This is a genomic window from Pelomonas parva, from assembly GCF_043555835.1.
In the GTDB taxonomy this organism is placed as follows: Bacteria; Pseudomonadota; Gammaproteobacteria; order Burkholderiales; family Burkholderiaceae_C; genus Pelomonas; species Pelomonas parva.
The window spans coordinates 341,631-362,434 of record NZ_JBIGHV010000001.1 but is presented as its reverse complement, the minus strand read 5'-3'; the positions used below and the strand labels follow the sequence as shown (position 1 = coordinate 362,434).

General features: G+C 72.1%; 12 protein-coding genes. 9 read left to right on the top strand and 3 right to left on the bottom strand.

The window, feature by feature from the left end; all coding sequences use genetic code 11:
• Positions 1-59 precede the first annotated feature (59 nt).
• Genes ACG00Y_RS01365 through ACG00Y_RS01335 form a run of 7 tightly spaced genes read left to right on the top strand, consistent with a single transcriptional unit; the run spans position 60 to position 15,649 of the window.
• The gene (locus ACG00Y_RS01365; RefSeq protein WP_394475470.1) at positions 60-2,258 is read left to right on the top strand and encodes a baseplate J/gp47 family protein; all 2,199 of its coding nucleotides are present in this window, start codon (positions 60-62) and stop codon (positions 2,256-2,258) included.
• Positions 2,258-4,975 (top strand): phage tail protein, encoded by a 2,718-nt coding sequence (locus tag ACG00Y_RS01360; RefSeq protein WP_394475469.1) that lies wholly within the window; start codon positions 2,258-2,260, stop codon positions 4,973-4,975. Before ACG00Y_RS01365 ends, ACG00Y_RS01360 begins: the two co-directional genes overlap by 1 nt.
• A gap of 10 nt (positions 4,976-4,985) precedes the next feature.
• Positions 4,986-7,430 carry a hypothetical protein gene (locus ACG00Y_RS01355; protein WP_394475468.1) on the top strand — a complete coding sequence of 815 codons (2,445 nt, stop codon included), beginning with the start codon at positions 4,986-4,988 and terminating at the stop codon, positions 7,428-7,430.
• A gap of 4 nt (positions 7,431-7,434) precedes the next feature.
• A complete protein-coding gene (locus ACG00Y_RS01350; protein ID WP_394475467.1) occupies positions 7,435-8,700 on the top strand; it encodes a hypothetical protein in 1,266 nt (421 codons plus the stop codon).
• Positions 8,701-8,702: 2 nt separating this feature from the next.
• Positions 8,703-10,445, top strand: a complete 1,743-nt coding sequence (locus tag ACG00Y_RS01345; RefSeq protein WP_394475466.1) for a hypothetical protein — start codon at positions 8,703-8,705, stop codon at positions 10,443-10,445.
• Complete coding sequence (locus ACG00Y_RS01340; RefSeq protein ID WP_394475465.1) at positions 10,445-12,349, top strand: ATP-binding protein; 1,905 nt, start codon at positions 10,445-10,447, stop codon at positions 12,347-12,349. The genes ACG00Y_RS01345 and ACG00Y_RS01340 overlap by 1 nt, the downstream gene beginning before the upstream one ends.
• Positions 12,350-15,649 carry a phage tail protein gene (locus tag ACG00Y_RS01335; RefSeq protein WP_394475464.1) on the top strand — a complete coding sequence of 1,100 codons (3,300 nt, stop codon included), beginning with the start codon at positions 12,350-12,352 and terminating at the stop codon, positions 15,647-15,649. It begins immediately after the preceding gene.
• Between the two features lie 54 nt (positions 15,650-15,703).
• On the opposite strand, the gene ACG00Y_RS01330 is transcribed toward ACG00Y_RS01335, so the two are convergent.
• On the bottom strand, positions 15,704-16,396 hold the full coding sequence (locus ACG00Y_RS01330; RefSeq protein WP_394475463.1) for a glutathione binding-like protein: 693 nt from the start codon (positions 16,394-16,396) through the stop codon (positions 15,704-15,706).
• Positions 16,397-16,483: 87 nt separating this feature from the next.
• Between ACG00Y_RS01330 and ACG00Y_RS01325 the strand changes: the two genes are divergently transcribed.
• Complete coding sequence (locus ACG00Y_RS01325; protein WP_394475462.1) at positions 16,484-17,191, top strand: hypothetical protein; 708 nt, start codon at positions 16,484-16,486, stop codon at positions 17,189-17,191.
• On the opposite strand, the gene ACG00Y_RS01320 is transcribed toward ACG00Y_RS01325, so the two are convergent.
• Together ACG00Y_RS01320 and ACG00Y_RS01315 are read right to left on the bottom strand one after the other, a co-directional pair.
• Entirely contained in the window at positions 17,188-18,261 is a 1,074-nt protein-coding gene (locus ACG00Y_RS01320) for a phosphotransferase (RefSeq protein WP_394475461.1), read from the bottom strand. The two genes, ACG00Y_RS01325 and ACG00Y_RS01320, sit on opposite strands and share 4 nt — an antisense overlap.
• A 62-nt stretch (positions 18,262-18,323) precedes the next feature.
• Positions 18,324-19,028, bottom strand: coding sequence for a Crp/Fnr family transcriptional regulator (locus ACG00Y_RS01315; protein WP_394475460.1), 705 nt, complete (start codon positions 19,026-19,028; stop codon positions 18,324-18,326).
• Positions 19,029-19,151: 123 nt separating this feature from the next.
• Here ACG00Y_RS01315 and ACG00Y_RS01310 point away from each other — a divergent pair, with 123 nt between their 5' ends.
• Positions 19,152-20,804, top strand: coding sequence for a type IV pilus assembly protein FimV (locus tag ACG00Y_RS01310; protein ID WP_394475458.1), 1,653 nt, complete (start codon positions 19,152-19,154; stop codon positions 20,802-20,804).

Below are 20,804 nucleotides of genomic sequence, written 5' to 3'. Positions count from 1 at the left end.
GCTGCCCCCCGAGGGGGCGCCAGTGCCCTTCGGGCGGCCGCGCGGGCACTGAGGTCGCAATGCCCATCCAACTCCCCGCCATCGACGACCGCGACCACGCCGCCCTCGTGCGCGACACGCTGGCGCTGGCCGCCGTGCATGCGCCCGAGTGGACGCACACCGGCCCCAGCGACCCCGGCGTCACCCTCGTCGAACTCTTCGCCTTCATGGCCGAGAGCCTGCTCTACCGCGCCAACCTCATCCCCGAACGCAACCGCCTCAAGTTCCTGCAGCTGCTGGGCGTTGGCTTGGCACCCGCCCAGCCGGCGCGTGCCCTCGTCCAGTTCGCTAACGAATCGGGCGAGCGCAAGACCCTCACGCTCCCCTCCGGCCAACCGCTGCTGGCCGGCGCCATCCCCTTCCTTACTGACACCGGGCTGGACCTGCCGCCCGTCACCGGCCTGGTGGTCTTCAAGCGCACCGTCGGCACGCCCGACCCCGCCGTGCTCGACTACTACCGCCAGCTCTACGAAGCCACCGGCCGCGACTTCTCGCCGGACGATGACGGCAGCGTCGAGCCCGTGCTGTACGACAGCGTGCAGCTCGCCGACCTGGCCGGCGCCATCGATGTCGGCGCCGAGACGGTGGACGGCGCGCTGTGGATCGCGCTGCTGGCCAGCCCGAAGGCCACCGAGGCCGACAAGGCAAACGCCCGCCTCGAACTCGCCGGCCGCACGCTGTCCATCGGCCTCGTGCCGCAGCCGCCGGAAACCCGCGGCCGCCTGCAGCCCGGCCGCGCCGCGCTGCCGCCGCCGGCGCTGAAGGCCTTCGCGCCCAAGGCCGATGCCCAGGGTCGCGGCACGCCGGGCGACTACATCCGGCTGGACACCGCCGCGCCCCAGGGCTTCCCCGAGCAGGCTGGCCTCCTGCAGGTCACGCTGCCCGCGAGTGACGACGCCATTGGCACCTGGGCCGAGACCGAGCCGCTGGAGGCCGGCGTGGGCAACCTGCCGCCGCAGCTCACCGACGAAGCGCTGGCCGCGCGCCTCGTCACCTGGCTGCGCATCGACGGCTTGGCGCGCGCTGGCGTGCGGCTGGCCTGGGCCGGCACGCATTGCGCGGCCGTGCGCCAGCGCAGCCACGTCAGCCGCGAACTGCTGCCGCCGGGTGATGGCTCGCCCGAGCAGCGCCGCGCGTTGAGCCATGGCCAGGTGCTGGCGGAATCGGTGCAGTTGCTGGTAGCCGGCCAGCCCTGGGCGCTGACCGACGAGCTGGAGGCCGCGCCGCCGGAGGGCCAGCCCGGCTCCACAGTCTTCGCCCTTGATGCCGAGAGCGGCCAGATCCGCTTCGGCGACGGTGCCCGTGGCGCGCGGCCGGCGGCGGGCGCCGAGATCGCCTTGCGTTTCGACTGGGCGTCGGGCTCGGCAGGCAACGTCGCTGCCGGCGCGATCAAGCTCGGGCCCACGCTGCCCTCGGGCGTGAAGGTCACCAACCCCCGGCCGGCCGATGGCGGCATCGATGCCGAGAGCGCTCTAGAGGGCGAGAAGCGCATCCCCCTCGTGCTGCGTCACCGCGACCGTGCCGTCAGCGCGGCGGACTTCGACGCCATCCTCCGGGAGACACCGCAGGCCGACGTGGGCCGCGTCGAGGTGCTGCCCGCTTGGCACCCGGAGCTGTCGCCGGGTCTGCCGGGCGACCAGCCGGGTGTCGTCACCTGCATGGTCATCCCGCGCCAGGACCCGCGCCGGCCCGACTACCCGTTGCCCGACGCCGACTTCATCGCCGCCCTCTGCGCCTGGCTGGCGCCGCGCCGCCTCGTCACCTGCGAGGTGCTGTTGCGCGGCCCCGCCTACGCGGGCGTGTGGATCAGCGTCGGGCTGGAGCTGCATGCCGGCCAGGGCGTGGCCGAGGTGCGTGAGCGTGTGAAGGCGGCGCTGAAGGCCTTCCTCGCACCGCTGCCCAATACGGCCAGCGCAACCGGCTGGCCGCTGTTCAAGGCCGTGACGGCGCTGGAGCTGGCCACCGTGGCCGCCCGCGTGGACGGCGTGCTGGGCGTGACCGGCCTGCTGCTCGGCGACTCGACCGGCGCCCGTCGCGACAGCGTGCCGCTGGCCGGCCTGCAGCTGCCGTTGATCGCGGGCCTGTCGGTGAGCCTGGGCGACCCGGTGCCGCTGTCCGACCTGATCGGCCAGGGCACGGGCGCCGGCAGCGATGACGATGACCCAGCCGGCCGGCAGACGCTGCGCCTGCCGGTCCCGCGCGTGCCGGAGAACTGCTGATGGACGCCAACGGCAGCCGCTACCACGCCCTCGTCGTGCGCGACGACTGGCTGGGGCACGTGCCCGAGGACGGGCCCTGGGAATGGCTGCCCGACGACGCCGCGCACCCGGCCGCGCTGGGCCAGCTGGTGCTGAAGCCGCTGCTGTTCGAGTTCAAGGCCAGCGCCGCTGCCGCGCTGCCCGAACCGACCTCGCGCGCCGGGGGCGTGTTCGACGCCTACGGCAACCTGTACTCGCTGACGGCCGACGGCACGGCCATCCGCGTCTGGTCCAGCGGCAGCGGCACCATCACCGATTTCTGGCCGCTGCCCGAGCCCGCCACCGCCGAGCCGGCGCCCGGCGCCTTCGGCCCCTGCGCACCGACCGTGCCCGCCACGCCGCTGGTGATGGACGCGCTGACGGTGACGACCGGCCACTACCTCGTCGTCGCCAGCATCGCAGCCGGCGGACTGCTGATCTTCGACCTGCACGGCGGCGGCCCGCCGCTGCCGCAGCCCTGGACCCACATGCCCGCGCCCGAGGCGCTGCTGGCGCTGGACGACGGCGGCATCGCGCTGTTCAGCGCCGGCATGCTGCACCGGCTGGGGCCGGACCTGCGCCCCTGCGTGCCGCGCGTTCCCAGCCCCTCGGCTTTCGCACCCGGGCCTGCACCCGAACCGCCGCCGCCCGCGCCACCCTGCGTGCTGCCGCTGGGTGCCGATGCCACGGCCGTGGCCGCGCTGCCCCAGGGCCGCATCCTCGTCATGCGCTTCAAGCTCGACGGCCTCTACCTGTCCGTCATCGACTGGGCGGGCGCGGAAACCGTCTCGGTCGGCCCGCTCGAAGACCTGATCCAGGACACCACGGCCGGGCGCAGCGAGTCGCAGCTGTCCAGCCGCACGCTGGCCGTCGAATGGCCGGAGGAGGGCGACGGCTTCAACGCCATCGTCCTCGGCGCCAGCGGCGATCAGGCCTTCCGCTTCAAGGGCGATGCGGCCGGCAACTTCGAGCTGCTGCGCGAGTTCATCCCGCTGCGCCGCTACCAGGCCGGCGGCCTGGCCAGCCTCGCGCCCGGACAGGTGCTGCATCGCTTTCCGGCGGCGCGCGCCTTCTATGCCGGCGGCGACCGCTGGCTGCCGCTGCTGACGCTGTCGCGGCCGCGGTGCGAGCGCGAGGGCGAGCTGGTCGGCCCTGAGTGGGACAGCGCCACGCCCGGCTGCGTCTGGCACCGCGTGGCGCTGGACGCGCGCCGCCCGCCCGGCAGCGCGTTGAAGCTGCAAAGCCGTGCTGCCGACACGCCCGAAGGCCTGCGCCTGCAGCCCTGGCGCGACGAGCCCGACCTGCAGCCCCACCCCGCCGGCTCCGAGCTGCGCTGGCGCGAGCCGGCCATCACCGCCTGCAAGGAAGTGCAGACGCTGACCTGCCTGCTGCAGGCCGCCACCGGGCGCTACCTGCAGCTGCGCATCCTCGCCAGCGGCGACGGCCAGCAGAGCCCGGGCCTGGCCAGCCTGCGCGCCTGGTATCCGCGCTTCAGCTACCTGCAGCACTACCTGCCCGCCGTCTACCGCGCCGATGCGGCCAGCAGCGCCTTCACCGAGCGCTTCCTGGCTCTGTTCGAGGGCGAGCTGACGCGCTGGGAGGACCGTATCGCGGCAGCCCAGCTGCTGCTGGACGCACGCACCGCACCGCGCGACACGCTGGACTGGCTGGCCAACTGGCTGGCGCTGGCCTTCGACGGCTCCACCGGCCCGCAGCGCCGCCGCGCGCTGCTGCGCCACGCGACGCGCGTGCATGCCCGCCGCGGCACCGTGCCCGGCATGCTGCTGGCGGCCACGCTGGCCTGGGAGCCGGACGAGGTCGACGCCGAGCCCTGGCTGGCCGCGCCCGAGTCCCTGCCTGAACGACTGGACGGTGTGCGGCTGCAAGAGCTGTTCGGCCTGGCGCCGCCGCTGGCCGCCAGCGCCTGGCGGCCGGGCCAGGGCAGGGCAGCGCTGCTGGCCCGGCTGGGCGGGAGCGAGCAACTGCGCGGCGACGCGGCCCGCGAGGTGCAGCTGCAGCAGGCGCTGGGCTTCCTGCCACTGGCCGCGCGGGAGGAGCAGGCGCTGATGACGTCGTGGCGGCTGGCCGACCTGCCCGATGACGAACCTCGGCCCCGGCAAGACGCCTTCGACGCCTACCTCGATGCGACGCAGCCCTGCGCGCCGCTGCGCCAGCGCTGGCAGGACTACCTCGCCCGCCGCTGGCGCCGCATCGCGCTGCTGAACGCGGCCTGGGGCACGGGCTGGCGCGGCTTCGACCGCATCCCCAGCCCGCTGCGCCTGCCGGCAGGTTCGGTGGCGCTGGCGGACTGGTGGCGCTTCGAGGCGCAGATCGTCCGCGCGCTGGGCCCGGCGCACCGCTTCCGCGTCGTGCTGCCTTTGCCCGGTGGCCCTGGGCGTGTTGACTTCGACGAGCTCGCCCGCCGCCGTGCCGCCGTCGAGCGGGCCGTCGAGCGGGACAAGCCGGCGCACACGGTGGCCGAGATCCGCTTCGGCTTCGAGCTGTTCCGCGTCGGCGAGGCGCGGCTGGGCCACGACACGCGGCTGGAGCATGGCCTGCTGCGCCGGCCCGAGCTGGCTGCGCTGACCTCCGCGTCCCTCTGGCCGCCCTTCGTGCTCGGTGAGCGCGACCTGGGCGGCGGCCAGCTGACGCATCCACGACCCTTGCCGCCGCCTGACCGCGTCGGCCTTGACCGCTAGGGAGACCAACATGGGTTGCTGCACAGGCTCTGCCTTCACCCCCGCCCCGGCCGCTGCGCTCGACCCGCTGCAGCGCGTGAACTACACCTTCGGCATGGTGCTGGGCGTGGACGACTTCAGCCAGGAACACGCCTACCTGGCCGCCCGCGACGAGCGGGCGCTGCGCGAGACCATAGGCTACGGCGTCATCACCGGCCTGGGCGTGTCGGCGCCCAAACCCGCGTCGAGCAGCGAGGGCCAGCAGGTGCGCGTGGCGCCCGGCCTGGCGCTGACGCCCGACGGCCACCTCGTCGGTGTGGCCGCCGAGCAATGCGCCAACCTGCAGACCTGGCTGGACGCCGAGAAGGCCAAGGATGCGACGACGGCCACCCGACCCACCGTTTACGTGCTGCTGCGCTTCGCCGAAGCCAGCGGCTCGCCCGTGCCCATCCCCGGCGAGCCCTGCCGGGACGAAAGCGCGCTGAGCGCCGACGCCCGCATCGCCGACAGCTTCGCGCTGGACTTCGCCTGGGCGCCGCCCGATGCCAGCGAGGACCTGGCGCTGCGCGCCGTCGTCGCCTGGATACGCGGCATCAAGGTCCGCAGCACCGGGCCGGCGGGGCAGACGCTGGCGAGCTTCCAGGCCGACGTGGAGCGCGGCCTGCGCGAGGCCATCACCACGGCCTGGGGCGACCCGCGCCAGTCGACGCCAGGCATGCCCGCCGCCGCCACGCCGGCGCTGCCCGAGCCCAGCCAGGTCAGCCTGCCGGCACCGCCCAAGGAGTTGCAGATCCCGCGTGCCGAGGTGGCGGCCTACTACGCCGCCGCCTTCGAGGTCTGGACGCGGCTGCTGCGTGGCGGCTTCATGGCCCACCACGGCCCCGTGCCCGCCGCCGAGCCGGTGGCCGAGCGCGCGCTGCTGCTGGCCGCCATCGACCTGAAGCTCGGCGCCGACGGTACCCGCCCCGTGCGCATGCTGGGCCGGCCGCAGCTGCTGCACCTGCGCCTCCTGCAGGAATGGCTGCTGCGCGACGGCAGCCAGGACGCGCCGCGCGAGGCGCATTACGTGCTCGGCAAGGGCGACGACGAGCTGGACCATGCCCAGGACCTGCTGGCCGACTTCGCCAGCAAAGACCATGCGATGACGCGCATTGACATCGTGCCCGACACGACCGATGGCGGCAGCGGCAACAAGGCTCGAATCGTGCCGGCCGTGAAGTGGCCGGGCGGTGGCGCGGGCGGCGGGCCGGACTACTACGGCCCCGCGATGACCCAGCCCATCCCCGTGGCCGACGGCGGCACTGGCCAGGCCGTCGCGCCGGGCACCGGCGCGCTGTTGGTGGGCCGTGCGGCCTCGGGCACGACACCGGCACGCTTCGAACTCGGCATGCTGGCCGGCGCCGCGCTGACCAAGCCGGTCGGTCCGTCGCCCAACATCCTCGTCGACGCCACGACGGCCGCGCCCACCATCCGCCTGGACACGGTGCAGGACATCGGCCCCGGCGCCAGCCCCGACTTCGCCGGGCTGGACCTGACGGGCGACCTGACCGTGGGCGGCAATGCCAGCGTCACCGGCAACCTGTCGGTGGACGGTGAACTGGTGCTGGGCGAACCGCTGAGCAGCCTGCTCGCCACCGACGACAAGGGGGTCGTCATCGCCGCCCGGCCCTGGGATGGCGACGAAGCAGCCTTGGCTGCCGGCACGCCACCGCCCTTCGTCTACGCGCCGGGCGAGAAGGCACCGGTGCGCATCGAGGACGGCGGCACCGGCCTGGCCGCGCGGCCGGCCGAGATGCAGGTGCTGATCGGCGTGAAGGGTGCCACCGCACGCGGCGGCGACTATGCGCTGGCCACGCTGGTCAACGGCAAGAACACCGAGGTCAGCCTGACACAGCTGTCGCGCGGTGGCGGCCTGGAACTCAGCATCAATGCCAGCGGCGGTGGCACCGCAACGCAGGTCGTGGCAGCGGGCAACGCGAGCAGCCCGCCCAGCCTGACGGCCGTGCCAGCGGGCAATGTCGTCACCATCAACACCGTGCAGCCGCTGCACCCTGCCGCCCAGCCCCGGTTCAACCGGCTCAACCTCACGGCGCCGCCGCTGAACGACGGCAACATCCCGCCGCTGGGCTGGGACCCGGCCACCAACGAGATCGTGCGCACTGTGCCCCGGCCCACCGCCGGCGGCGACCCTGGCCAGTGGCGGGTCCGCTACGTGCGCAGTCTGGACGAATGGCGGGTCACGGACGAGGACCATGTGCTGGTCGGAGTGGTGCCCGGCCGCCTGTCGATGCCCGATCTGCGCCGCGGCGGCATCAGCGAGGGCCGGGTCATCGTCATCAAGGCGACGCCCAATGCGCCGGTGGGCATCGTCAACTTGGACATCGGCACCATCAACCTGGATGGCGCCGCTTCGATCACAGCCATCGCGGCCACGCAGATGGACCCGCCGCAGTGGCTGGTCATCGGCCGGAGCTGATGCCATGGCCACCGTCCTAAACGCCCGGCTCAACCAGGTCATTGCCGTCGGCGGCGAGCCGCGCAGCGCCTTCTTCAACGGCCGCATGCTCAGCGCCGAAGACCTGACCCGCGAGCAGGCCGCGCGCGACGACGCCGAAGCGCGGCTGGCGCGGCTGGTCGGCTGCGGCGTGGCCGAGGGCCTGACCGTGACGGGCGGCACCGGCAGCGTGCTGCACATCTCGGCCGGGCTGGGCGTCACGCCCTCCGGCGCCGTCATCGACATCGGCAACCTGGACCTGGACCTCAGCAGCGCCGGGCGCGGTGCGTCGTTCAGCGGCTTCGGCAACTGCGCGGCCGGTCTGGCCGAGGGCCAGCCGCTGGCGGGCCTGTACCTGTTGACGCTGACACCCGCCTGGAGCGGCCAGGGCCGCGCGGCGACGCTGCTGGGCGAGGTCGGTGCCTGCAACCGCCGCACGCAGCAACCGGCCGTGAGGGCCCGGCTCGTCGAGGTGCAACCGCCTGCGGGTCTGGGCGCGGCGTCCGTGCGCAACGAGCTGGCCGTGGCGCTGCTGTCGCCCGGCCAGGGGCTGGCGGCCGCGCCCGAGGGCGGCCGCGTCGGCTGGTGGATGCGCCAGCGCGTCGGCAGCAGCGCGGCGGTGCCGGGGCTGACGGCTGACGAACTGCCGCTGGCGCTGCTGCAGATCGACGCCGCCGCCCGGCCGCTGTGGATCGATACCGACAGCGCCCGGCGCCGCCTGGCCGCGCCGCCGGGCGGGGCGGGGGACGCGATGTGGCCCGAGTCCTGGGCCGTGGAGATGCAGGCCTTTGCGGCGCAGTTCGTCGCCGAGCTGATGGGGGCCAAGGCCAACGCCGCCGCCTTTGTCTGGCTGCCGCCGACGCTGCCGCTCACCGCAGCGCAGTTGGCGAAGCTGCGCGCCGTAGTGCCCGGCGTGCCGGGCACGGCCGAGGTGTTGAACCGGTCTCGCTTTGCCCGTGCCCTGATCGAAGGCTGGGACGGCGCGCCCGTGCGCCGGCAGGGTGCCGCGCTCTACCTGGCCCGCCTGGAAGGCCAGCCCGAGCGGCTGCTGCTGCGCGCCGGCACGGGCGCCGGCGGGCCTGGTGATGGCATGGGCACGGGCGGCGGCGAGCGCACGTCGGCCAAGGTGGCCTCGGCCGCAGCTCGCGTGCTGGCCGCCGGCCGTCAGCCGCGCGCGGGCGGCCCGAGCAAGGACGAACTCGCGGCGGCCGCCTCCGCGCTGACGCAGGCACCCGACCGAAAGAACCGTTAGCGATGCCAGCCAACCTCGCCATTCACCGCCTGAGCGCCCACACCCCCGCGCGTGCTCAGCCGGTGGCGGCTCGGCTGGCGCTGCAGGTGCTGGGCGCTGACCTGGAGGACGCGCTGCCGCGCCGCCTGCCGCCGCAGTCGCTGCTGTGGCTGCGCCGGTTGCATCTGCAGGCCCCCGAGGCAGCGCTGCTGCGCCCGGCACCGGCGGCCTGGCGACAGGACTGGATCGCCGCCGGTCGTGAGCGCTTCGACGCCGCACTGGCGCAAGCCGCGCGGCCGGCGCTGGGCCTGGTGCCCGAGTCCGCGCCGGCCGTGCTGTTTGCCGACGCGGCCGAGATGCTGGCCTGCCTGGCGCTGGCCGCGCACGGCGGGCAGCTCGACCGCTGGTGGTGGCGTGGCCTGCTGGGGCGGGCCTGGCCGCAGTGGCAACCGGCCTGGGCCGCGCGGCCCGAGGCCCAGTTGGGCGCGCAGCGGCTGCTGGCCCGGGCGGGGCAGGGCGGGGTGGCGGCGGGCTGGACGCATGGCCCACCGACGGAGCGCTTGCCGGCGGTGCCGGCGGCGCCGAGCTTCGGTGCGGAAGGTGGCGTGAGTCCGCCGCAGGCTTTCGATGTCGTTGAGCGAGTGGCCCACGACCCGCTAGCACCGCAGCTGAATGACGTCGGACTTGCGGAAGCGCAGCCTGAGCCGCCGAGGCCGGTGGTGACAGTGCGGCCGGGCGGCTTGGAGCACGGCGCCAGCGCGCCCGCAGCTGCGGCTCAAGCGTCGTCGTTGCGGAGTGAGCAGCCTGCGTCGCCGGCCGCTGCCGTGCCGGCGATCACCGGAGCGCAAGAGCCGTCAAGCGTTGCTGCAGCAAGGCCTTTGCATGCAGAGGACGGCCCGGATCGATTGCCCGCTGTGCTTGCTGCGCCCGGGGAAGCGCCGCCCGAGGCGCGACCCGTCGCAGCCGGCGCCCGCCGCAAGCGCGAGGTGGCCACGCGGCGGTCGGCGCGCCTGAGCGACGCGCGCCCGCCGGCCGTCGAAACCATCTCGCCGCCAGCTTCGCAACCGCCTGAAGCAGTTCCAGCGCCTGGCGCCATACGCGACGCGGTCGCTCCATCTGCCCCAGTCACAGCGGAACCCGCCGCCCCGCCCGACCCGTCGCTGGCACGACAACCCCCATTCGTCGAGGACACGGTCCCGGCTCAGGCAAGGATTGACCCCGTCGGGCCCGAGATCACCAGCAGCCCCGCCGCCTGGCCCTGGCCGCAAGCCGTCCTCAGCCGTCAGGCGCCGCTGCTCTTCGTCGTCAACGCGTTGCTGGAAGACAGCCTCTACCCCGACTTCACGCGGCCGCGTGACCCGGGCCTGCCGGTGCCGCTGTGGGCGCTTCTCGCGGCGCTGGCCTGCGCCTGGCGGTTGCCGGCCGATGGCCTGCAGGCGGCCCTGCAACAGCGCTGCCCCGACTGGACGGCGCCCGAGGCCATGCCTGCAGCGCCCGGCGCGCCGGCCGGCACCTGGCCCGAGTGGCTGGCCGCCTACGCCAGGTCCCTGCGTCGCCGGCTGTGCCGCCGCCTGGGGCTGCGCCCGGCCGCCTTGCCGCAAGCCCTGACCCTCGCGCGGCCAGCCCGCTTGTGGCTCAGCGAGGGCGAGTGGGTGGCCGAGTTCGATCTGGACGTGCACGACGTGTCCTGGCGCCTGGCCGGCCTTGATCGCGACCCTGGCTGGCTGCCAGCGAGCGGCTGCACGCTGCGCTTCACGTTCACCTGATGCGCGCCGACACCCCACCCGAACTCTGGCCGCAGGCCGCCACGGCCTTGCGGGCGTTGCTGCTGGCGGCGGCCTGGCGTGTCGTGCAGAGCGCACAGGAGTTGCTGGGCGACGAGGAACTGGCCGGCCGCTTTGGCTTCGCGCTGGACCATGCCGCCGCCTTCGAGGCGCTGCCCGAGTACCCGCCCGTTCACCCCGGCCTGGCCTCGCTGGCGCAGCGCTGGCCTGAGCAGGCGGCCGAGCTGTGGCTGGTGCACGGCCTCGTTGAGGAGGACCGGCGCTTCGGCCCGCTGTTCGAGGCGATGAACCAGGTGCTGGGCGAGGAGGGCGGGCAGCCGGGCCCGGCCTGGCTGCAGCACTGCTTCGGCAACCTGCCGGGCCAGGGGCTGCGGCCGGCGTTGCGGGTGCTGTTGCAGGCGGGTGTGCTCAAGGCCGAGAGCGCCGGCCAGTCGCGCGCGGCGCAGCGTTTCGAGGTGGACGAGGCCTGCTGGGCCGCGCTGCGCGGGGAGCCGTTTTCCGACCCCGCGCCGGGGCTGCGGCTGCATGCCATCGAGACCGCGCCGACGTTGGATCGCCTCGTGTTGACCGACGCGACGCACGAGCGCCTGGCGCGCTGGCGGCCGGGCCAGCCGCTGCTGGTGCGTGGCCCCGAGCACAACGGCCGTGGCAGCCTGGTGGCAGCGCTGGCGCGCGAGCAGGGTCGGCCGGTGCTGGAGTGCCGCCTCGACACGAACCCGCCGCCGCCCACGTTGGCTGCGCTGACGGCGTTGTGCGGCGCGCTGCTGCTGTTGCGCGTGGACGCGACACCGGGCGAGCCGCTGCGATTGCCGGTGCTGGACGTGGACCATGCCGTCGTCGCCGCCGACGAGGACGGGCTGGAGGGCTTGGCCGCCGACGCGCTGGCCGTGTCGCTGCCGCTGCCGGCCTACGAGCAGCGCCTGGCCCTCATCGAACAGGCCCGCCCCGGCGCTGCGGACGCCGCCGGCCTGGCGGCGCGCCTGCACCTGGCCTGCGGCCATCTGCACCGCGCGCTTGCGGGCACGACCGCAGTCGACGAGGCCACGCTGCGCGACGCCGCGCTGGCCTGTGGCGCCGCAGGCCTGGCCCGGCTCGCGCAGCGGCTGGACCCGGCGCAGGCGCCGCCCGATGCCCTGGTGCTGGACGAGGCCTTGAGGCGCGACCTTGCCGCGCTGGCCGCGCGCTGCCAGCAGCGCGACCGGCTGCGCGGCGCCTTGCCTGCCGCCTTTGCCGCGCGGCTGAATGCCGGCGTGCGCGCGCTGCTGGCGGGGCCTTCCGGCACCGGCAAGACGCTGGCCGCGCAGGTGTTGGCGCGCGAGCTGGGGCTGCCGCTGTATCGGCTGGACCTGTCGGCCGTCGTCAGCAAGTACATCGGCGAGACGGAGCGCAACCTGCACAAGCTGCTGTCGGCGGCGCAGGCGCTGGATGTGATGCTGCTGCTGGACGAGGGCGACGCGCTGCTGGCGCCGCGCACGGAGGTCGGCTCCAGCAACGACCGCTATGCCAACCTGGAGACCAACTTCCTGCTGCAGCGGCTGGAGAGTCACCAGGGGCTGGTGCTGGTGACGACGAATGCGCAGGCACGCATCGACTCGGCCTTCATGCGGCGCTTCGATTTCGTCATCCCGTTCCGGGCGCCGGAGGTGGCGGAGCGGCTGCGGTTGTGGGCGGCGCATTTGCCTCTTGATCATGGGGTTAGCGTTGCTCAGTTGGGGGTGGTGGCGGAGGCTTGTGCGTTGGCTGGCGGGCAGGTGCGCAATGTGGTTCTGGATGCGGTGTCGGCGGCGTTGTCTCGTGGTCGGCCGGTTGATGCCGAACTGCTGTTCGACGCTCTGCAGCGCGAGTACCGGCGCAGCGGTGGGCTGTGCCCGTTGAAGGGCTTGTAGATGCTTGCCCCCCGCTCCTTCGCCCCCCGCGTCGCCAAGCCCAAGAGCGACCCGCGCTTCGTCGCCGTCACCAACCAAGCCAAGGCCGCAGCGCACAAGCTCAAGCAGCACCCCACCGCTGCCACCAAGGCCAAGCAGGCCAGCAAGTCCGCCAAGCCGCCGGCCAACGAACGCCTCGCCACCGCCAAGGCCAAGGTCGTCGACGCAGTGAAGGAGGCCCCGGCGCCCAAGCCCCAGCCCACGTCCTTCAAGGCGCTGCTGCGCGCCGAGATCGACAAGGCCATGCCCAAGACCTTGGGCGACACCGAGCAGTTCATGCAGGGCGGCGCGCAAGGCCAGCTGAAGGCGGCAGGCAGCGGCGGTGTGGCGCAGCAGAAGGAGGCCGCCACCGGCCCCGCCGACAAAGCCGTCAAGAAGCCGCCCGATGCCGGCGCCGTGCCGGAGCAGCCCAGTGCACCGCTGCCAGCCGAGCCTACCGCCGCCGCGCCACCCATTGCTGGGGATAAGGCGATGCCACCACCGGCCACGCCGCAGGAGGTGTCGCTGCAGGAGACCAAGAAGGACACCGACCAGGCGCTCAAGGACGAGAAGGTCAAGCCCGAGAGCCTGGCCAAGGCCAACGACCCGCGCTTCTCGGCGGTGGCCGACGCCAAGGGCAAGGTCGCCGCGCAGGCGGACAAGGCGCCGGCGGGCTTTCGCGCCAAGGAGGCCGCCGTGCTGGCCAAGGCCGGCGCGCAGGCCGCGGGCAGCGCACGAACGGGCGGCCTGCTGATGGCCGGCCGCAAGGGCGCAGGCAATGCCAAGGTGCTGACGCGCCAGCAGCAGCAGGCGGCCAAGGAGGAGGCCGAGCGCGCCAAGGTGGCAGCCACCGTGGAGGGCATCTACGCGCGCACCAAGGCCAAGGTCGAGGCCAAGCTGGGCGGGCTGGACGGCGAGGTCAGCGCCATCTTCGACCCCGGCGTGGACGCGGCCATCGCACAGATGAAGGCCTTCGTCGACAACAAGCTGTTCGACTACAAGCTGCGCCGCTACCTGAGCATCCCGCTGGTGGGCCTGGCGCGTTGGCTGCAGGATGCGGCCCTGGGTCTGCCCGATGAGGTCAACGTCTTCTACACACAGGGCCGCGCCGTCTTCACGAAGGCGATGGACGCGCTGATCGACCGCGTCGCGGCGCTGGTCGAGAAGCGCCTGGCCGAAGCCAAGGCCGAGGTGGCAGCCGGCCAGGCCGAGATCAAGGCCTATGTGGCCAGCCTGCCCGCCAACCTGCAGGCGGCCGGCAAGGCGGCAGAGTCGGCGGTGAACGACCGCTTCAAGGAGCTGGAGGAGAGCATAGAGAGCAAGAAGAACGAGATCGCGGCCGGCCTGGCGCAAAAGTACAAGGAGGCCTTCGACAAGGCCGACGATGCCTTGAAGCAGATGCAGGAGGAGAACAAGGGCCTGGTGGCCGGCTTCCTTGCGAAACTCGGCGAGATCGTCAAGGCGCTGATGGAGTTCAAGGCCAAGCTGCTGGGCCTGCTGAAGAAGGGCATGGAGACCATCCAGCTCATCCTGGACGACCCCATCGGCTTCCTCGGCAACTTGATCGCAGCGGTGAAGGGCGGCTTCAACGCCTTCGTCGGCAACATCTGGACCCACCTCAAGGCCGGCTTCTTCAAATGGCTGCTGGGCTCGCTGGCCGCAGCTGGCATCACGCCGCCCAGCGACATGAGCCCGATGTCGGTGTTCAAGCTCGTGCTGGATGTGCTGGGCATCACCTACCCCAAGCTGCGCGCCAAGGCGGTCAAGCTCGTCGGCGAGACGGCGGTGACGGTCGTCGAGAAGCTGGCGGAGTACGTGCAGGCGCTGTTCACCGGCGGCGTGGCCAAGCTGTGGGAACAGGTGAAGGCCGACCTGTCCAGCCTGAAGGACATGGTCATCGGCGCCATCCAGGACTGGCTCATCGAGACCGTGGTGAAGCAGGCGGTGGTGAAGGTCGTGTCGATGTTCAACCCGGCCGGCGCCATCGTGCAGGCCATCATCGCCATCTACAACGTGGTCATGTTCGTCATCGAGAAGGCGCAGCAGATCATGGCGTTGGTGGAGGCGGTCATCAACTCCGTCCACGCGATTGCGACGGGCGCCATCGGCGGCGCGATTGCGTGGATTGAGAAGTCGCTGGCGGCCGCGATCCCCGTCGTCATCGGCTTCCTGGCGCGGCTGCTGGGGCTGTCGGGCATCACGGAGAAGATCCAGGCCTTCATTAAGAAGGTGCAGAGCAAGGTGGATGCGGCCATCGACAAGGTGATCGGCAAGATCGTCGGCGTGCTGAAGAAGGCGTTCGGTGCGATCAAGGCCGGGGCGAAGAAGGTGCTGGGCTGGTGGAAGAAGAAGCTGGCCATTGGCGGTGGCCACAACCTGATGTTCGAAGGCAGGGGCAAGTCGGCGCGGCTGGTCATCCGTTCCGCGCCACAGAAGCCCTCTGACTTCCTTGCCGACCAGGCCGACGAGCGCGGCGTGAAGGACCCGAAGAAGAAGGCCGGTGTCGCCGGTGTGCTGCCGCTGGAGGCGAAGGTGAAGGCCTCTCAGGACATCCTTGCCAAGATCGACGACGACCCCAACAAGACGAGAGACCTCGCCGCTGGCGGCCAGCAGGCTGCGGCGGCGGACGCTGAGATGGTCAAGCTCGATGCCTCGTTGGGTGAGGTTCAGGGCTATGTGGGCAAGACGCTGGGCGGTTGGGGTGCCAATGACGATGCGCTCCCGAGCGGGCGCTGGTTCTCCATCTCACGCCCCAGCTTCACGGTGACGCAGAAGGCCAATATCGCGAAGCAGCACGAGGCGACCAACAAGCGGCTGAAGGCCGCCGGCAAGGCTGCACCCGACTTGCTGAGGAACAACAGCGAGGGCCAGCGCATCAACATGGCCGCCGGCCAGGCGCGCCGCCACGTCGTGTCGTCGGACGATATGGCCAAGCACTACGAAGAAGCGCTGCGCTCCAGGAGTGCCGCCAAGAAGGATGCGCTGCGCGGCTCGGCGGCCAGACTGCTGATCGAGCAGCGCGGCTCGGTGGCTGAATCGCGCGTGGCGGTGGCCGGCACCAAGAAGGAGAACATCCAGGCGGCGGCCATCGCGCGCCACGGGGCGTTTTTCGGCTACGCCAAGAATTTTTTCATCGGCGACAGCAAGGAGAACAGCTCCATCCAGCAGCACCTGGACGACGGTCACCCCGAGATGGGCGCCGCAGCGCTGAAGAACCATGTGCGCCTGATGAAGCGTGCCTGGGCGCTGGATGGCAGCTTCAGCGAGACGCCGGTGAAGTAGGGCCAGTTGACCCTGCGGCAGCGGCCTAAGCCCTCAGGGTGAACTGGCCGAGGTTCAGTGCTGCCGCACCTGTCGGTCACCAAACAGCACGTCCCGCGCCTTGTCGTCCGTGAGCGGCCTTCTCGCGCCCGCCAGCACCTCCACGCCACGCTGCACCGCCGGCCGCTTGGCGATCTCGTCGAACCAGCCTTTCAGGTGCGGGTAGTCGCGCATCTCCACGCCCTGGTTCTTCCACGAGCGCAGCCAGGGGAAGACGGCGATGTCGGCGATGCTGTACGCGTCACCGCCGAGGTAGGTCGTGTGCGCCAGCCGCTTGTTGATGACGCCGTACAGCCGTTTGGCTTCGTTGGTGTAGCGCTCGATGGCGTAGGGCAGCTTCTCGGGCGCGTAGATGCGGAAGTGATGCGCCTGCCCGAGCATGGGCCCCACGCCGCCCATCTGGAACATCAGCCACTGCAGCACCTCGTATTTGCCACGCACGTCCGCCGGCAGCAGCTTGCCCGTCTTGCCGGCGAGGTAGAGCAGGATGGCGCCGCTCTCGAACAGCGAGATCGGCTCGCCGTCCGGGCCGTCGGTATCGGTGATCGCGGGGATCTTGTTGTTGGGGCTGATTGCCAGGAAGGCTGGCGCGAACTGCTCGCCAGCGCCGATGTCCACGGGATGGACCCGGTACGGCAAGCCGCACTCCTCCAGCATGATGTGCACCTTGTGGCCGTTGGGTGTGGGCCATGAATACACTTCGATCATTCGTCGCCTCCGTGCGGTGCGTCTCAACCAGCCCGATTCTCAGACTTCTCACGACTCATGGTGGTAAAGCAAGTCAAGCACTGGCTCGTGACCCGTGCCAACGCAGCGCGCTGGCGTCCGATCCAGGAATGGGCGGAGGCGCGTGGTGCCGAGTTCAACCAGAGCGGCGACGGCCAGGGCTTTCTCATCGAGCACCCCAAGGCGTTGCCGGGGCCGCTGCGCATCGAGTGGGGCGTGTCTCAGCGCAGCTATCTGCCGGGCAGCGAGCTGCGCATGCGCTGCGAGATGGGCCTGAACCGTGACCTGCAGCTGATGGTGCTGTGCCGGGCGCTGATGGAGAACCTGGAGCGCGCCGTCTTCGAGGCCTACACCGACACGCTGAAGACCCGGGTCGATACCGACACGCCTGAGGAAATGCGCTGGCTGGTGATGTTCCCGAAGTTCAACAACGCCGCCTCGCAGATCGTGCGCCAACGCTTCGGCGTCGTCGGCGTCACGAAGGAGCTGACCGGCGCCTGGATAGACGGCGAACTCAGCGAAGCACTCGCCCAGGCCAGCCAGGACCTGCTGCCTGAGGGACATCCCTTCGTGCTGATGAGCATGCGCGGCAACCTCTACCTGCGCACCGAGATGAGCGAGCCCGACCTGCCCAAGGTGCAGGCGCTGGTGCGGCTGCTGGAATGCGCCGCACGCGAGGCGCACCGCGTCAGCGGCCGGCTGTCCGACGACGGCGCCTGGCCGACGACGACGTCGGTTGCCTGGACGCCCTCGACGCGGCCCGGGGACGTGGCCTAGGCTCTTTGGGCAAAGCTCCAGGCCAGCTCCGACAGCGGCCTGGCGCTCTTGGCGGTCTCTCTCGCCTGATCGCTGGATGCCGTGCCGTCCACGACGCGCTTGGCGATGCCTTGCACGATGGCCGCGATGCGGAACAGGTTGTAGGCGAGGTAGAAGTTCCAGTCGGCCATGACCGCGTCCACGTCTGCACGCCCGCTGCGCTCGCAGTAGCGCTGCACGTACTCACGCTCGCTCGGGATGCCGAGCGCCGCCAGGTCCTTGCCGCCCAGGCCGCGCGCGGCGCCCGAGGTCTGGATGTGCCAGCTCATGCAGTGGTAGCTGAAGTCGGCGAGCGGGTGGCCCAGCGTCGACAGCTCCCAGTCCAGCACGGCGATGACGCGTGGCTCGGTGGGGTGGAAGACGACGTTGTCCATGCGGTAGTCACCATGGACGATGGACACCTCGCGCTCGTCGCGCGCCGAGGCCGGGATGTGCGCCGGCAGCCAGGCCAGCAGCGCATCCATCGCCGGATTGGGCTCGGTGACCGAGGCCAGGTATTGCTTGCTCCAGCGGCCGATCTGGCGCTCGAAGTAGTTGCCCGGCTTGCCGTAGGCCGAGAGGCCCACGGCGTTGAAGTCGACCTGGTGCAGCGCCGCGATGACGCGGTTCATCTCGTCGTAGTGGGCGGCGCGCTCGGCGTTGCTCATGCCGGGCAGGCTCTGGTCCCACAGCACGCGGCCGGGCATGAACTCCATGACGTAGAAGGCGCGGCCGATGACGGCCTCGTCCTCGCACAGCGCGCGCATCGCCGGCACCGGCACGTCGGTCCCGGCCAGCGCGCCCATGACCTGGAACTCGCGCTCGATGGCATGGGCCGACGGCAGCAGCTTGGCCACCGGCGCGGGCTTGCTGCGCATCACGTACTGCGCCCCCGGCGTCGTCAGCAGATAGGTGGGGTTGGACTGGCCGCCCTTGAACTGCTCGATGGCGAGCGGCCCGGCAAAGTCGTTGACATGAGCGCCCAGCCAGGCTTCGAGCGCTGCGATGTCCAGCGCCTGGGTGAGGGGGCGGGTGCCGGTGAATGCTTCCATGGAGGTCGTTCCGCGGGACGTGAACCTTCCATTCTGCGAGCAGGTCGCCGGCGGGCGTGTCCTCAGCGCGACGCCGCCACCAACAGCTTGTCGCGGCTCAGCACGACCAAGCGCGTCGGCTCCACGCGCACGGCACCTTCGCGCTCGAAGGCCTTCAGCTCCTGGTTGACGCGCTGGCGCGAGGCACCGAGCAGCTGGGCCAGGTCCTCCTGCGCGAGCTGCAGGCCGATGCGGATCTCGTCGCCTTCCTGCACGCCGTAGGAGCGCGCCAGCAGCAGCACCTGCTTGGCCAGGCGGGCGGCCAGGGGTCGGGTGTTGAGGTCCTCGATCATGTCGAACATCAGCCGCAGCCGGCGGCAGTTCAGGCGCAGCAGCGCGTCGTACAGCTCGGAGTGCGTCTGCAGCAGCTCGCGGAAGTCCGCCTTGCGCACGCACAGCAGCGTCGTCTCGCCGTGGGCGTAGGCGTCGTGCGTGCGCGGCAGGCCGTCGAAGAGGGCGATGTCGCCGAACCAGGTGCCCGGCTCGACATAGGTCAGCGAGATCTGCTTGCCGGCCAGCGACACCGAGCTGACGCGCACCGCGCCCTTGGCGACGGCCGACCATTCCTCGGCCGGCTCGCCGCGGTGGGAGAGCATGGTCTCGTCGGGCAGGCGGCGCACGAAGGCGCGCTGCAGGATGTCGTTGCGCAGCGCTTCGGAAAGCCTGGAGAAGAAGGGGCCCTGGTCGATCTGCTGGCGTTCGGTGGGGGTGAGGCTGAGTGCGTTCATGGCTGAGAGGATAGTGGCCCCATGCTAGAGTGAACTTCGCTGTCCACCTCCCCCTCGAACAACCCGCAGCCAATGCCCATCACGGCCCTGCGTCCGACGTTGTTGGGCGCCTTCACTCCCGCCTTGGCACTGCTGCTCGGCCTGGCTCCGCAAGAGGCCCAGGCGCTCGGCCTGGGCCGACCGCAGATCCACTCCGCCCTCGGCAAACCGCTGGATGCCAGCATCCCGCTGACGCTGGCCGAAGGCGAGCAACTCACCGATGCCTGCGTGCGCGCCGAGGTCTCGGCCGGTGAGGCTCGTGTGCCGGCGGGGCTGTTGCAGATGCGCGTCGAGGGTGAACCCGGGCAGCAACGCATCCGGCTGCAGAGCCTGGTGCGCGTCGACGAACCGGCGTTGCGCATCACGCTGGCGCTGGGTTGCCCGTTGCGGCTGACGCGCGAGTTCAACGCCTTCATCGACCCGCCGGACAGCGGGGCCGCCGTGCCGGCGCCAGCGCCGCTTCCACAGACGGCCGTTCTGGAAGCCGCGCCTCGCCCGACGGCCGAGGCCGCCAACCCGCCCCCCGCGCCGCCGCTCAGGCCGCGGGCCCGGCCCAAGCCCCGTCCCAGCGGGCCGCGCTTGGTGCTGGAGCGCCCTGAGGTGCTGGTGGCTGAGGCGCCTCGACCCGTGACGCCGGCGGCGAGCGCGCCCGAGGTCGAGCTGACGCCCGAGCTGGAGGCGCAGATCACGCTGCTCGAACAGACCGTTGCGCAATTGCGTGCCGAGCTGGAGGCTCGCCAGCTGGCGGAGGCCGCAGCGGCCGCTTCGGCGGCCATCCCACAGGCGCCGTCCCAGGCCGCCGCGCCGGCCCCGGTGCGAGTCGCGCGCACGTCGCCGCTGCGCGACCCCATGACCTGGCTGCTGACGCTGGGCCTGAGCCTGCTGGCCGGCGCCGCAGCCTTCTACGGCAGCCGCTGGCGCGACGAACGTGCTCGCCGCGAGCTGGCCTACTGGCGCGCGCTGCATGCGGCCGAGGGCGCTGCGCCCGCGCCCGTCGCTGCGCGCCCCTTCGCCTCACCCGGCATGGCGCCGCCCGTGGTGGCCGCCGCCGCCGCGCTGCCGGACGAAGGCCAGCACCAGGCCACAAGGCCGCAGCCGCGGCCGATGGCTTGGCCGCCTGCGCCCCTACCTGCACCCGCTGCCCCGGCCGCGCCGCTGCCCTTGTCCATGCAGGCCACGCAGGCGATGCCCTTGCAGGCCGCCGCAGCGCCGGTCTTGTCACAGGAACTGACCGTCGCCGACGAGCTGCTGGACTTGCAGCAGCAGGTCGACTTCCTGCAACTGCTCGGCCAGCACGAGGCGGCCGCTGACCTGCTGGCCAACCGCTTGACGCGCGGCAACGCGGGCGCCATGCCCTTTCTGATGCTGATGGAGCTGTGCCAGCAGCGCGGCGAGCCGGACCTGTTTGCCGAGCTGGTCAAGCAGTTCGAGCCGCGCTTCCGCGCGCCGGCGCCGGCCTGGTCGCAGAGCCTGTCACGCGGCCGGCCGCTGGACACCAGCCCCAGCGTCATCGCCCATCTGCAGGTGGTCTGGTCCGACCCCAGCGCGGCCATGCAGATGCTGCGCGAACTGCTGGCTAGCGGCGCCGGCCCGGGCGTGCCGCATTTCGAGCTGCCGGCCTACCGCGACCTGCTGACCCTCTACAGCGTCGCCCGCGATCTGTTCGAGGCCGGGCTGCGCAGCGACGGCGTGGACCTGATGCTGCCGATCGACTCGAAGTTCGGCGAGCAGGACTAG